General features: G+C 73.9%; 15 protein-coding genes. 5 read left to right on the forward strand and 10 right to left on the reverse strand.

The genetic code is table 11. The annotated features are described in order from the left end of the window. Window positions 1-54 precede the first annotated feature (54 nt). Window positions 55-1068: a GlxA family transcriptional regulator gene (locus ACIBR0_RS24995; protein ID WP_396719570.1), complete on the forward strand. Its 1014-nt coding sequence runs from the start codon at window positions 55-57 to the stop codon at window positions 1066-1068. Window positions 1069-1129: 61 nt separating this feature from the next. On the opposite strand, the gene ACIBR0_RS25000 is transcribed toward ACIBR0_RS24995, so the two are convergent. The 3 genes from ACIBR0_RS25000 to ACIBR0_RS25010 all read right to left on the reverse strand — a co-directional run bounded on the left by ACIBR0_RS25000 (window position 1130) and on the right by ACIBR0_RS25010 (window position 5230). Beyond that, on the reverse strand, window positions 1130-1594 hold the full coding sequence (locus ACIBR0_RS25000; RefSeq protein WP_357035676.1) for a hypothetical protein: 465 nt from the start codon (window positions 1592-1594) through the stop codon (window positions 1130-1132). A 245-nt stretch (window positions 1595-1839) separates the two neighbouring features. Continuing rightward, window positions 1840-3795, reverse strand: a complete 1956-nt coding sequence (locus ACIBR0_RS25005) for a VWA domain-containing protein (RefSeq protein ID WP_396719573.1) — start codon at window positions 3793-3795, stop codon at window positions 1840-1842. A 1-nt stretch (window position 3796) separates the two neighbouring features. After that, the gene (locus ACIBR0_RS25010; RefSeq protein ID WP_396719575.1) at window positions 3797-5230 is read right to left on the reverse strand and encodes a magnesium chelatase; all 1434 of its coding nucleotides are present in this window, start codon (window positions 5228-5230) and stop codon (window positions 3797-3799) included. A 94-nt stretch (window positions 5231-5324) separates the two neighbouring features. On the opposite strand from ACIBR0_RS25010, the gene ACIBR0_RS25015 reads away from it, so the two are divergent. Beyond that, window positions 5325-5789, forward strand: coding sequence for a GNAT family N-acetyltransferase (locus ACIBR0_RS25015; protein ID WP_396719577.1), 465 nt, complete (start codon window positions 5325-5327; stop codon window positions 5787-5789). A gap of 50 nt (window positions 5790-5839) precedes the next feature. Here ACIBR0_RS25015 and ACIBR0_RS25020 read toward each other — a convergent pair whose 3' ends face one another. The 4 genes from ACIBR0_RS25020 to ACIBR0_RS25035 form a co-directional block, all read right to left on the reverse strand. Further along, window positions 5840-6910 carry a hypothetical protein gene (locus ACIBR0_RS25020; protein WP_396719579.1) on the reverse strand — a complete coding sequence of 357 codons (1071 nt, stop codon included), beginning with the start codon at window positions 6908-6910 and terminating at the stop codon, window positions 5840-5842. Window positions 6911-6988: 78 nt separating this feature from the next. Beyond that, complete coding sequence (locus ACIBR0_RS25025; RefSeq protein ID WP_357029723.1) at window positions 6989-7636, reverse strand: response regulator transcription factor; 648 nt, start codon at window positions 7634-7636, stop codon at window positions 6989-6991. Window positions 7637-7650: 14 nt separating this feature from the next. Further along, on the reverse strand, window positions 7651-8892 hold the full coding sequence (locus ACIBR0_RS25030) for a sensor histidine kinase (protein WP_396719581.1): 1242 nt from the start codon (window positions 8890-8892) through the stop codon (window positions 7651-7653). A gap of 67 nt (window positions 8893-8959) precedes the next feature. Beyond that, window positions 8960-9928 (reverse strand): aldo/keto reductase, encoded by a 969-nt coding sequence (locus tag ACIBR0_RS25035; RefSeq protein WP_396719583.1) that lies wholly within the window; start codon window positions 9926-9928, stop codon window positions 8960-8962. A gap of 40 nt (window positions 9929-9968) precedes the next feature. On the opposite strand from ACIBR0_RS25035, the gene mgrA reads away from it, so the two are divergent. Further along, window positions 9969-10958 (forward strand): L-glyceraldehyde 3-phosphate reductase, encoded by a 990-nt coding sequence (gene mgrA / locus ACIBR0_RS25040; RefSeq protein WP_396719585.1) that lies wholly within the window; start codon window positions 9969-9971, stop codon window positions 10956-10958. 65 nt (window positions 10959-11023) lie between these two features. On the opposite strand, the gene ACIBR0_RS25045 is transcribed toward mgrA, so the two are convergent. The 3 genes from ACIBR0_RS25045 to ACIBR0_RS25055 form a co-directional block, all read right to left on the reverse strand. After that, on the reverse strand, window positions 11024-11281 hold the full coding sequence (locus tag ACIBR0_RS25045; protein ID WP_396719587.1) for a Txe/YoeB family addiction module toxin: 258 nt from the start codon (window positions 11279-11281) through the stop codon (window positions 11024-11026). Next, complete coding sequence (locus ACIBR0_RS25050) at window positions 11278-11553, reverse strand: type II toxin-antitoxin system Phd/YefM family antitoxin (protein ID WP_396719589.1); 276 nt, start codon at window positions 11551-11553, stop codon at window positions 11278-11280. The genes ACIBR0_RS25045 and ACIBR0_RS25050 overlap by 4 nt, the downstream gene beginning before the upstream one ends. 72 nt (window positions 11554-11625) lie before the next feature. Next, window positions 11626-12528, reverse strand: a complete 903-nt coding sequence (locus ACIBR0_RS25055; RefSeq protein ID WP_396719591.1) for a lytic polysaccharide monooxygenase — start codon at window positions 12526-12528, stop codon at window positions 11626-11628. 146 nt (window positions 12529-12674) lie between these two features. Between ACIBR0_RS25055 and ACIBR0_RS25060 the strand changes: the two genes are divergently transcribed. Further along, window positions 12675-12953, forward strand: coding sequence for a type II toxin-antitoxin system Phd/YefM family antitoxin (locus ACIBR0_RS25060; RefSeq protein ID WP_396719593.1), 279 nt, complete (start codon window positions 12675-12677; stop codon window positions 12951-12953). Further along, window positions 12950-13360, forward strand: coding sequence for a type II toxin-antitoxin system VapC family toxin (locus ACIBR0_RS25065; RefSeq protein ID WP_396719595.1), 411 nt, complete (start codon window positions 12950-12952; stop codon window positions 13358-13360). Before ACIBR0_RS25060 ends, ACIBR0_RS25065 begins: the two co-directional genes overlap by 4 nt. The last annotated feature ends 12 nt before the right edge of the window (window positions 13361-13372 follow it).

Consider the following 13372-nt stretch of genomic DNA (forward strand, 5'->3'; position numbering starts at 1 on the left):
CGGTGCCGAGTCTCACCCGGTACGGGCCGCCGGACGAGTGGCCGGGAAGCCATCATGCGCAATAATCGGGCCATGCTGCCTGCTCCGCACCGCGTGGCGGTCCTCGCTCTCGACGAGGTCGTCGGCCTCGACCTCGGCACGCCCGCCCAGGTCTTCGGCACCGCCCGGCGCCCCGACGGATCACCTCTCTACACCGTCGAGGTCTGCACGCCGGGCGGCGCCCCGGTCCGCACCACCGCCGGCTACCGGCTCCTTCCCGACCACGGGCTGGAGCTGCTGACCACCGCCGACACCGTGGTCGTGCCCGGCCTGCACGGCGACGCGCTGCGCGACGGGCACCTGATCGCGCCCGAGGTGGCCGGCGCGCTGTGGGCGGCGTACGAGCGGGGAGCGCGGATCCTGTCGATCTGCACCGGCGCCTTCGTCCTGGCCGCCGCCGGGCTGCTCGACGGCCGGCGGGCCACCACCCACTGGGCGTACGCCGACCGCTTCCGCCGCCTGCACCCCTCCGTGGACCTCGACCCGGACGTGCTGTTCATCCCCGACGACCGGGTGCTCACCTCGGCCGGGGTCGCCGCCGGCATCGACCTCTGCCTGCACGTGATCCGCACCGACCACGGCAGCGAGATCGCCAACCGGGCCGCCCGGCGCTGCGTGATGCCGCCGTGGCGGGAGGGCGGTCAGGCGCAGTACATCGAGCGCCCGGTGCCGAAGGCCGCCGACACCAGCACCGCCGGGGCGCGGGAGTGGGCCCGGCAGCGGCTGCACGAGCCGGTGGGTCTGCGGGACCTGGCCGAGCAGGCGCGGATGAGCGTCCGCACCTTCACCCGGCGGTTCCGGGCGGAGACCGGGCTCAGCCCGGCGCAGTGGCTGCTCCAGCAGCGCACCGACCACGCCCGCCTCCTCCTGGAGACCACCGACCTCGGCGTCGACCAGGTCGCCCGCCGCTGTGGCTTCGGCACCGCCGCCGCCCTGCGCCAGCAACTCCACCAGCGTGTGGGCGTCGCCCCGTCCACGTACCGGCGAACGTTCCGCCGCGCCCCGAACCCGGCACACACCGGTCGGTGACGGCTCAGCGGCACCAGGACCGCGTATCGTACCGCTGGGCCGTCACCGATCGGCGCGGCGGTTACGGGGTGTGGAGTGTGCGGAGCTGGGCCAGGTGTTTGGGCAGGTGGACGCGAGTGTGCAGGTCGAGGACCCGCCCCCAGGGCAGGGGTCCGTCGACGACCAGGTCGAAGCCTTCGCGCAGGTGGGTCTCCACCGGGGTGTCGGCCGCCGGGCCGAGCCGCTCGACCAGCGTCACCAGTTTCTGGCTGGTGGCCCGCAGCAGGGTGGCCAGGCCGTCCAGGCCGCCGCACTCGGCGGCCAGGGCGTCGAGTTCCGGCCGGTGCACGCCCGCGAGGTCGTAGTAGGCGAAGGGGGCCCCGGCGAGCACCGCCTCGGTCGCCTCGCTCATCAGCTCGTCGTTGGCCGCGAGGTGCGCCACGATCTGCTCCGCGCCGAGCATCCCGGCCGGCGGATCCCCGAACCCTCCGCCGTCGACCTCCGCGAGCACGTCGGAGTACGCCCGCCGCAACGCCCCGCTGTCCATGCCTTCCAGTCAACCCCGGTACCCGCGCGCCGCTCCCGCGTTCGACGGTCGCGGTCACCCGGACGTGTGGTGACCGCCGGAACCGTGCGCGCCGGAGCGACCGGGCCACGAACGACCACGCCCCGGCTGCGCTCGACGACCACGGCCTGCTGCTGTCGAGCTGCCCCACGTGTGAGACCACGGTGCGGCGCCGGCGCGGACTCACTCGTGGGGCAGCTCGACAGGGGCCGACCAGCCGCACGGTGTCAGCGGCGGCGGGTGTGGCGGGAGCGGAGGTAGTCGGAGACGACGAACTCGCCGAGGTCGTCGAGGTCGGGGGTGAACACCCGGCCCTTCGAGCGACGGGCCACCGCGTCGACGAAGCGGCGCAGGCCGGGATCGTCACCGAGCATGAACAGGTTGAGCGTGGCGCCGTACCGGGCCAGCCGGTCCACCTCGCGGACGGTGGCCTCGATGGTCTCCGGCAGCGGCGGCCAGTGGAACAGCGCCTCCCCGTCGTCCGGGTCCAGGTGTGCGGTCGGCTCGCCGTCGGTGACCACGAGCACGACCGGCTCGGAGTCCGGGTGGCGTCGCAGGTGCCGGCCGGCCAGCCGCAACGCGTGCTGGAGGTTGGTGCCCTGCTGCAGGTCCGGCTCGACCGCCGCCAGCTCCTGCTGGGTCAGTGGCAGCGCCTCGCGGCCGAAGCCGACGATCTGGAGCGCGTCCTGCGGGAACCGGGTCGCCATCAGGTGTGACAGCGCCAGCGCCGTCTGCTTCATCGGACCCCAACGGCCCTGCGAGATCATCGAGTACGACAGGTCGACGCAGAGCGCCACCGCCGCCGACGCCCGGCGCTCGGTCTCCACCACCTCGAAGTCCTCGACGGCCAGCTGCACCGGCACGCCCGACCCGGCCCGGCTGACCGCCCGGGTGAGCGTGCGCACCACGTCCAGCGGCTGCTCGTCGCCGTACTCCCAGGGGCGGGAGCCCCCGCTGACCTCGCCGGCCGCGCCCGCCGAGCGCAGGTCGTGCTGGCCGCGCGGCCCGGCGGTCAGGTCGGCGAAGACCCGTCGCAGGGCGGTGCCGCCGAGGCGGCGCAGCGCCTTCGGGCTCAGGGTCAGGCCGTCGGAGTCGCGGCTCACCCATCCCTGCCGGCGCAGTTCCTGCTCCAGCTCACGCAGCCGGCGTACGTCGTCGGCGGCGTCCCGGCCCAGCGTCCGGGACACCGCGTCCACGTCGATGTCGTCCAACGTGGCGCCCGGGTGCTCCTGGTCGAGGGAGTCCAACAGGTCGTCCAGCTCACCGATCTCGCCGAGCGCGCCGGCCGCGTCGGCGTACCCGAGCGGTTCCTCGCCCCGGACCCGTTCGCCCCGGCCCCAGCGCAGGTCGGGCCGCAGCGCCCGCAGGTTGCCGTCCAGGGCCGCCAGCTCGTCGGCGAGCCGGTCGCCGAGGGACTGACGCATCAGCCCGGCCAGCTCCTCCCGCTGCCGGTCGGACAGCGACCGCATCAGCCGCTCGCCGGCGGCCGAGCGTCGGGCCAGCACGTCGACCAGCTCGTCGACGTCCTTCGGCTGCTCCGGGAAGAACTCGCCGTGCCGGCGCATGAACTCGGCGAACGCGTCGGTGGTGTCCTCCGCGCGGGCGTGCCGGGCGAGGAGGTCGTTCAGGTCGTGCATCATCTCGCCGAGCCGACGCTGGACCTCCGGGTCGCCGGCCGCCCGCGCCGCGTCGCGCAGGCCGGCGAAGCGCTGGCCGAGCACCTCGTCGCGCAGCCCGTCGAGGATGCGCTGGTACGTCTGCCGGGCCTCGTCGCTGGCCCACTCGTACCCGGACAGTTCCTCCACCGCGCGGGCCGTCGAGCGGGGCAGGTTGTCCAGCACCGCCTCGGAGAACCGCGCGCTCTCGTCGTCACGCCCGCGCAGCGCGTCGCGTTCGGCGGCGAGGGCCTGGTCGAGCAGTGCGCGGGCACGGGTCACCGCCCCGTCCAGGTCACCGCGGCGCAGTGTCTCCCGGCGCAGCCGCCGGGCCCGCGCGGCGAGGTCGTCGAGACCAGCGCGCCCCTGCGGGCCACGGCGCAGGAGGTTGCGCAGCGCCTCCCGGAGACTCCCGCCGGCCAGCACCTCGGAACCGACCGCGTCCACCGCCGCCCGCACGTCGTACGGGGGTGCCAGCGGGTCGGGACCACCGTGCCACTGGCCGTACCGGAACCGGTTGCCGGCCACGTCAGGACCGGTCGCCGTAGCGGGTCCGGCCGGAGTCGGTGACGTCCTTGCCGAGGCGTCGGGTCAGGTGCAGACCCTCCAGGACGAACTCGACACCGGCGGCGGCCTGCTCCGGGCTGGGGGCGTCGCCGAGGCCGAGCCGGTCCAGCACCTTGGCCAGGCCCGGCACGGTGCCCACCTGCCCCAGCAGCTCGGCGGAGCCGACCAGCTCGCCGGTCTCGATCGCCTTCCCGTCCTCGACCAGCGCGGTGAAGCCGGAGAGGTCCAGGCCGGCGAGCCGGGCGCGGAAGGTCTCGGCGGTCGCGGTACGCAGCAGGTGGCCGAGGATCTCCACCTCCCGCCCCTCCTCACCGCTCTCGAACTCCACCTTCCCGCGCAGGGTGCTGGTCACGGACACCGCGTCGCCCACCCGTGCCACGGCCGCCTCGGAGCCGGCGGCGAGCAGGCCCGAGCGGCGCAGCGCGGCGGCGGCGACCGTCTCGGCGGCGGCGATGGCGAACCGGGCGGAGACACCGGAGCGCGGGTCCACCGAGGGCGACTCGCGCACGGCGCGGGCGAACCGGGCGAGGACCTCCAGCACGTGGCCCGGCACCTCGGCCACCAGGTCGGCCTCCTGGCGGATCAGGTCCAGCTCCAGCTCCAGGTCGAGCGGGTAGTGGGTGCGGACCTCGGCGCCGAAGCGGTCCTTGAGCGGGGTGATGATCCGGCCCCGGTTGGTGTAGTCGTCCGGGTTGGCACTGGCCACCAGGAACAGGTCCAGCGGCAGCCGCAGCTGGTAGCCGCGGACCTGGATGTCCCGCTCCTCCAGCACGTTGAGCAGCGCCACCTGGATCCGCTCGGCCAGGTCGGGCAGCTCGTTGACGGCGAAGATGCCCCGGTTGGTGCGCGGGACCAGACCGAAGTGGATGGTCTCGGGGTCGCCGAGGGTGCGGCCCTGGGCGATGCGGATCGGGTCGACGTCGCCGATCAGGTCACCGACGCTGGTGTCCGGGGTGGCGAGCTTCTCGCCGTAGCGCATGGAGCGGTGCAGCCAGGCCACCGGCAGGTCGTCGGCGGCCTCGGTGACCAGCGCGCGGGAGGCCGGGGTGAGGGGGTGCAGCGGGTGCTCGTTGAGCACCGAGCCGGCGATGACCGGCGTCCACTCGTCGAGGAGCCCGGCCAGGGAGCGGATCAGCCGGGTCTTGCCCTGCCCCCGCTCGCCGAGCAGCACCATGTCGTGGCCGGCGAGCAGCGCCCGCTCGACCTCGGGCAGCACCGTGTCGTCATAGCCGACGATGCCGGGGAAACGGTCGGCGCCGGAACGCATCCGGGCCAGGAGGTTGTCGCGGAGTTCCTGCTTGACGGTGCGGTACCGGTGACCGGCCGCGCGCAGCGCGCCGAGCGTGGCGGGCAGGTCGGCCGGGGGGACCGGGGTAACCGGGGTAGGCGCAGTCACCCGCCCAACGCTAGCTCACCGGATCGGCGTCGACCGGTGCGTAGGGCAGGTCCGGGGCGGCGCTACGGTGACACCCGTTACGGAAGGGGGACCCGTGGAGCAGACCCTGTCGGTCGAGCGGGAGCCGTGGGACTCGGTCGACGCCGCCCGGTTGCGGGCCGCGCAGCGGGCCGAACTGGACGCCCGCTACGGCAACGGCGACCACGAGCCGGGCGCGCCGCCGACCGCCGAGAGCGTCACCGTCTTCCTGGTCGCCCGCGACGCCGCGGGGGTCGCCCTGGGCTGCGGCGGGTTGCGGTTCCTGGACGCCGGCTCCGCCGAGATCAAGAGGATGTACGTCGACCCGCCCGCCCGGGGCACCGGCGTGGCGACGGCGATCCTGCGGGCGCTGGAGGACGCCGCCCGGGAGGCCGGAATCCGCACCCTGCTGCTGGAGACCGGTACCGCCCAGCCCGAGGCCATGCGCTTCTACGAGCGGGAGGGCTACCGGCGGATCGAGAACTTCGGGCCGTACCGGGGTGAACCACTGTCCGTCTGCTACGCCCGCGACCTGCCCTGAACGCCGGGTGGCCCGGTCCCGCCCCGTGCCGGGACCGGGCCACTTGGGGATCAACCCCTCCGGCAGTGGCGGCAGGCGCCACGGCGACGCAGGTGGTACGCGTACGTGGCCGCGCCCAGCGCCACGCCCCAGAGCGGGAAGAGCAGCAGCGGCCCCCAGGCCACCGGGCCGCCGCCCAGGTCCACGAAGCTCGCGCTGCTCAGCGCGCTCAGGCCGGTCGCGGTGACGGCGAGCGTCACCACGGTCGCCGGGACGACGGCGAGCCGCACCGGCACCCGCCGGCCGGCCAGTACCGGGGTCCACCGGGGGAACCGCTCACCCCAGCGCGACACCAGACCCAGCGTGAGGACCGCGCCCACCGTGGCGAACGCACCCAGCCCGGCCCCCGCCCAGACCGCGTCGGTCTCCCGCATCTCGGTGAGGAAGTCGGGGTCGATGCCGAGCGGGATACCGGCCGCCCAGGCGAAGCGGGTCAGCGCGTACCCGAACGGGACGACGGCGGCGATCCCGGCGGCCCACCGGCCCCAGCGGGCGGCGGCGGCCGGGGTGGTCCAGCCCCGGCCGGTGCCGTCCCGGCCGCACGCCGCGCAGGCACCGGCGGTACGCCGCTGCCAGACCAGCACCGCTCCGGCCAGCAGCACACCGCCCACCATCGACGCGGTCCGGGCGGCCAGTGGCCAGGTGAAGACGTCGGCGTAGTCGACCGGGGGCCAGCCGAACGGGGCACCGAGCAGCAGCATCGGGGCGTAGCCGAGGATGACCAGCACCTGCATGCCGGGCACGACGACGGCGAGCGCGAAGGCGACCGCCCAGCCGTAGCCGAGCAGCAGCGCCCGGACCGGGCGTGCGGGTCGGGTCGCGGGAGCGGTCAGGGCCAGCGCCACCACCGCGGCCACCAGCAGCATCCCGGCGAACAGGGGCGGCCCGAGGTCGGCCGGCAGGAAACGCAGCAGGCTCGACTCCCGGTTCGGGTCGTCGGCGCCGAACGGGTATCCGGTGTCGGTGGCGGTGGCGATCAGGGCGAGCACGCCCCACAGGCCGAGCCAGCCGGCGGCGAGCGGGGCGAGCCGGTCGGGCCGGCGGGCCGTGTCGTGGTGTCGGTGCGGAGCGGTCGTCGTCATGCTTCCCAGCCTCGGCCGGTACGCCCCGGAAACCCTCCCGGAGGACGGGGAACCGGCTCCCCCGCCCGGGGGAACCCGTCAACCGGTGGGGGTGACGAAGCCCGACTCGTACGCGGCGATCACCGCCTGGGTGCGGTCGCGGACCCCCAGCTTGGCGAGCACGTTGCCGACGTGCGTCTTCACCGTCTCCACCCCGACCACCAGTTCGGCGGCGATCTCCGGATTCGACAGGCCGGTGGTCATCAGGCGCAGCACCTCGGCCTCCCGCTCGGTGAGCCGGGCGGCCGACAACCGGTCGGCGCCCCGCCCCCCGTACGCCCCGGCGAGCCGCCGGATGGCCGCCGGGAAGAGCAGCGACTCGCCCCGGGCGACCACCCGTACCGCCTCCACGACCTCGGCCGGCCGGGCCCGCTTCAGCAGGAAGCCGCTGGCCCCGGCACGCAGCGCGTCGTAGACGTACTCGTCGTTGGCGAAGGTGGTCACCACCAGCACGCGGGGCGGGTCGGTGGACGCGGCGAGCAGCCGCCGGGTGGCCTGGATGCCGTCGATCCGGGGCATCCGCACGTCCATCAGCACCACGTGGGGGCGGAGCCGGGCGACCAGCGGCAGCACCGCCGACCCGTCTCCGGCCTCGCCGACCACGTGCAGGTCGGGCTGGGCGTCGAGGATGGCCCGCAGGCCGATGCGGACCAGCTCGTCGTCGTCGACGATCAGCACCCCGGTCACCGGGCCCCCGTCGGTCACCGCGATCCCGCCATCGGCAGGCGGACCCGCATCCGCCAGCGGCCGGCGTCCGGACCGGCGGTGAGGCGGCCGCCGAGCAGGAGGACCCGCTCGCGGATCCCGTCCAACCCCCGGCCGCCGCGCCCCGGACTCGACCGGCGTCTCGGTGCGAGGGCGTTGACCAGCTCCAGGTCCAGGGTGTCCGGGCCGACGTCGAGGCGCAGCGTCACCGGGCCCCGGCCGTACCGGGCGGCGTTCGTCAGTCCCTCCTGGAGGATCCGGTAGCCCTCGCGGGAGACCGCCGCCGGCACGTCGGCCGGGTCGCCGGTGCGCCGGCAGTCGATCCGCAGCCCGGTCGCGCGGGTGTCGGTGACGAGCCGGTCCAGGTCGGCGAGCGTACGCTGCGGAGCCGCCGCCGTGCCGCCACCGGAGTCCCGCAGCAGCCCCAGCACGTGGTCGAGGTCGTCCATGGCGGCCCGCCCGGTCTCCTCGATCGCGGTGAGCGCCCGCCGGACGAACTCCGGATCGCGGTCCAGGACCTGTCGGGCGGCCCCCGCCTGGAGGGTCGCCACGGTCAGCGCGTGCCCGACGGAGTCGTGCAGATCCCGGGCCAGCCGGTTGCGCTCGGCGAGGCCGGCGGCGCGTGCCTCCAGGGCGGCGATCCGTTCCGCCTGCGCGGGACCGAGCAGCACCGGTGCCATCGACACGGCCAGCGCGCCGAGCCCGGCCACCGCGTACCCGAGCCCGACCAGCAGCACCACTCCGGTGGCGGTGACCCAGCGGGTGTCCCATCCGCTCAGCGGCCCGAACTGCTCCCGCCCCACGAACTCGTCGCCGATCCCGAACTGCTGGGCGATGAACGCCACGGCCATCGGCAGGGCGCTGAACAACGCGGTCATCACCAGCCCGCCCACGGCGAGGTGGGTGGCGATCCAGAGCGCGGACCGCAGCCGGGTCTCCCGGTCGGGGCGGTGCCCGGGGGTCGGGTCGGGCAGGTCGACGCCGAGCAACGCCCGGACGGCGGCGATCTCCAGCGCGCGGCTGCCGTCGAGGAAGACCGGCACCAGCGCGATGGCCGCCGCGATCACCAGCAGGCCGATCGCCAGCGCCCGCGGGACGTCCGGATCGGTCAGCAGCTGGGCGAAGGTCACCGCCAGCAGCGCGTAGGGCAGCACGAGCACGCCGCCGAGCAGCAGGAACACGCCTCGTCGCCAGGTGCTGCCGGCCACCAGCGGGACGAGGACCGCGCGGGGGTTCACCCGCCCATTCTCCCGCCGCCCGCCCGTTCCCGACTCCCCCGCGCCGGGGAGGTCAGGGCGACCCGACTCACCGTCCGGTGCGGGCCCGCAGCAGGCGCGGCATCGCGGCCAGCCCGGTGACCGGACGGAACTCGCGGGCCGCGCGGGCCAGCGCGTCGTACTCGTCATCGGCCAGGTCGATCTCGGCGGAGGCGGCGTTGCGTTCCATCTGCTCCACGCTGGACGCACCGGGGATGGCCACCACGTTGGGGTGCCGCAGCACGTACGCCAGGGCGATCTGGCTGGGCGTCGCGTCGTGCGCGTCGGCGACCTGGCGCAGGCTCTCGATGAGGGTGGCACCCCGCTCCAGGTTCTCCGGCAGGAAGTACGGGTTGGCCCGGCGCACGGCCCCGCTCGGCGGGTTCTTCGCGTCGTACCGGCCGGAGAGGAATCCCTGCGCCAGCGGGCTGTACGCGATGACCACCCGGCCGGCCTGCCGCGCGTACGGGAGCAGGTCGTGCTCCGGTCCGCGGTCGACCATGCTGTGCCGGACCTGGTTGCTGAGCACCCGCCGACCCAGGGCGGCCTCGGCGACCTGCCAGCGCCGCAGGCTGTAGTTGCTCACGCCCACCTCGCCGACCAGCCCGACGTCCTGCAACGCCCGCATGCCGCGCATGGTGGTGTGGTCGGCGACCAGCGGGTTGGGCTGGTGCACCTGGTAGAGGTCGATGCTGGTGACGCCGAGCCGGGCGGCCGAGGCCACGGCCCGCTGCTCCACCACCGGGGCGACCGGCAGGATCGGGAAGACCTTGCTGGCGACCACGACCTTCGCCCGCTCGTCGCCCAGCGCCGCGCCGAGGATCCGCTCGCTGCGGCCGAAGCCGTACACCTCGGCGGTGTCGAAGAGGGTGACACCGAGGTCGACGGCCCGGCGGACGATCTCGGCGGCGCGGCGCTCGTAGTCGGGGCCGTAGCCCCACTCCCGGGACCCGAACTGCCAGGTGCCGAGGCCGATCTTGGACAGGGGCTTTGGCGTGTCGAGCTGCACGTAACGCATGCCGTGAACCTACCCGCCGGGCGGGGATAGGGTCGTGATCATGACCTACCTCGCCGCTGATGAGCGATACGACAGCATGACCTACCGGCGCAGCGGCCGCAGCGGCCTGCGGCTGCCCGCGATCTCGCTCGGCCTGTGGCACAACTTCGGCCCGGACCGCCCGTACGAGCGGCAGCGCGACATCGTCCGCCGCGCCTTCGACCTCGGGGTGACCCACTTCGACCTGGCGAACAACTACGGCCCGCCGCCGGGCAGCGCCGAGGAGAACTTCGGTCGGATGCTGGCCACCGACCTGAAGCCGTACCGGGACGAGCTGGTCATCTCCAGCAAGGCGGGCTATCTCATGTGGCCCGGCCCGTACGGCGAGTGGGGCTCCCGCAAGTACCTCGTCTCGTCCCTGGACCAGTCGCTGCGCCGCCTCGGCCTGGAGTACGTCGACATCTTCTACTCCCACCGGTTCGACCCGGACACCCCACTGGAGGAGACGATGAGCGCGCTCGACGCCATCGTCCGCTCCGGCAAGGCGCTCTACGTCGGCATCTCGAACTACGACTCCGAGCAGACCGAGCGGGCCGCCGCGATCCTGCGGGACCTGGGTACGCCGCTGCTGATCAACCAGCCGTCGTACTCGATGCTCAACCGGTGGACCGAGGACGACGGCCTGCTCGACACGCTGGAGCGGGTGGGTGCCGGCTGCATCGCGTACAGCCCCTTGGCCCAGGGCCTGCTGACCGACCGCTACCTCGCCGGCATCCCGGAGGACTCCCGGGTCCGCACCAGCGTCTTCCTCAACGAGAGCGACCTCGACGAGAAGAGGATGGCCGCCATCCGGGCGCTGGGCGACATCGCCGCCCGCCGCGGCCAGTCCCTGGCCCAGCTCGCGCTCGCGTGGGCACTGCGCGACCCGCGGATGACCAGCCTGATCATCGGGGCGAGCAGCGTCAGCCAGTTGGAGACGAACATCGCCGCCGTGGACAACCTCGACTTCACCGCCGACGAACTGGCCGAGATCGAGCGTCACCTGAGCTGAGCGCACCACCCGGGCCGGTCGTCACCACTCCCGGCGGCGGCCGGCCCGGTGGTTGCGTCCCGCCGTCACCGGTCGCCGTAGTGGTACCGGCAAGCGATGATCTCGACGTCGTCCTTGCTGACCCGGTACACCAGTCGGTGCTCGCGGTCGATCCGTCGCGACCAGAACCCCGACAGCTCGCCACGGAGCGGCTCCGGTTTGCCGATGCCCTCGTAGCCGTTCCGCATCACGTCAGCGAGCAGGTCATTGATCCGCCTGACCAGCTTGCGGTCCGTGTGACTCAGGTACTGCTCCCACGCTGTCGCGGTGAAGATCAGCCTCACGCCACATCCCGCACGCTCGCCGGGTCGACGAGGTCCCGCTCGGCGCTTCGGCCGCTGTCCAGTTCCTCGATCGACCGGCGCAGCGCGCCGGCGTTGGCCGGGTTGCGGAGCAGGTACTCCGTCTCCTTCATCGACTCGTACTCGGCCAGCGGCACGATCACGACCGGCTCGTGGCCCGAGCGAGTCACCACGACCTCCTCCGCGTCGTTGACGACGCTGTCGAGCTCGGCCGCCAGATTTTTCCTCAGATGGCTGAAGTTCACGGTACGCACGAGTCGCCTCCGGGGCACGCTGCGATGTACAGGAAAGCGTACACCCGAGCATGCGCGGACCGGGGCCGGTCGTCACCACTGCCGGCGGCGGCCGGCCCGGTGGTTGCGTACCTCACAGGGAGGCCCGGCCGGCGCGGCGGGCCGGCGTCGCGCGCGGGCCGCGACCACGACGGCGAGCAGCAGGGTGACCGCCGCCGCGCCACCGCCACCCACCAACCGCCAGTGGCCGCCGCCGAGGTCGGTCACCGCCGCAACCGGCACGCCGGGCTCGGCGACGGTCCCGAAACCCGATTCGGTACGCGGGCCGTCGGCCACCCCGCCGGAGGCGGCTACCGGGGTGGGTCCGTCCGCCGCCCCCTCCAGGCGCAGGACGACCTCGGAGCAGGAGTAGTAGGTGTCCCGGGAGTCGGAGTTCTGCCACACGGTGTAGATCAGGTGCCGGCCGGAGCGGTCCGGCAGCCGCCCGCGCACCTGGTAAGCGCCGTCGCGCAGCGGCGGGTCGGTCGCCCGCAAGAACGGCACGGTCTCCAGGTCGGCCCAGGTGAGCCGGCGGGCCGGATCGTACGAGTCGCGGGTGACGTAGAGCCGGAAGGTCCCCTTGTGCGGGATCGTCGCCCGGTAGCGGAAGGTGAACGCCGCGCCGGCCGTCAACTCGGTGGCCGGCCAGTCCGACCGGGCCAGGTCCAGTCCCTGGTACGCGGACAGCCCACCGCTGCACAGCTCCCCGTCCGGGATCCGTTCCCGGTCCCGCCCGTCGACGCCGAACACCCGGATGTTGTCCCACTCGCGCAGCGCCGCCCCGGCGTCGACGGCAGCCTGGCAGGCCGGGGTGCTCGCCTGTCCACCCTCCGGTCCACAGGCGGCGGCCCTACTCATCGGGCTGGTGGGGGCACCGTGGGCGGAGGCGGGTGTACCGGTCATCGGCACGGCCGCCACGGCGACCAGCCCGGCGGCGACGACTCGGCGGACGGGCATGGCATCGACCTCCCGCACACTGGTACGGACGCGAACGGTCAAGGGTTCGATTCAACGCCGCCACAGCGGTTCTGGTCCTGGCGGGAGAAGGCCCCGGTCACGCGAGCAACTGGCGGCGTAGAACATTTGGTTCTACAATTTGGTCCATGGAACGCATCGGTGTCCGGGAGCTGAACCAGAACACGAGCCAGGTGTTGGCTCGGGTGAGCGGCGGCGAGACCGTCGAGATCACCGATCGTGGGCGCCCGATCGCCCGACTTGTGCCGGTAGGGGACGACACGTCGATGCTGGCCAAGCTGGTAGCTGCGGGGCGGGCCGCCGCCCCGACTGGCGGTGGCCCTGTTCCGCTACCGCCGAAGCTCGGTGACGAGGACGTGGACGTGGCCGCCGCGCTCGCCGCGACGCGTGACGAGGAGCGCTGGTGATCTACCTCGATTCCGCCGCTGTCGTCAAGCTGGTTCGGCAGGAGGCATGCAGTGCTGACCTCGTCTCCTGGCTCAATACCCACGGCGATGTGCCGCTGGTCTCCTCCGCTCTCGTCGAGGTGGAAGTGCCCAGAGCGTTGCGCCGATCAGCTCCGCAAGCATTGATCGGAGTGCCGGCGGCCGTCGGACGGCTCTTCCGACTCGAGATCGACGGTACGATCCGCGCGACTGCGGCAGCGTTCGCCGAGCCGACGCTACGCAGCCTCGACGCCATCCACCTCGCCACCGCCCAGGTTCTGACCAACGAGTCCGGAACGGCGCTCACCGCCTTCGTGACCTACGACCGGCGACTGCTCGAATCCGCCAAGGCCGCAGGACTGCCCGTAGCAAGTCCCGGTCAGAACTGACCCTCCCTCGCC

The organism is Micromonospora sp. NPDC049497 (genome assembly GCF_044465805.1).
Lineage (GTDB): Bacteria > Actinomycetota > Actinomycetes > Mycobacteriales > Micromonosporaceae > Micromonospora.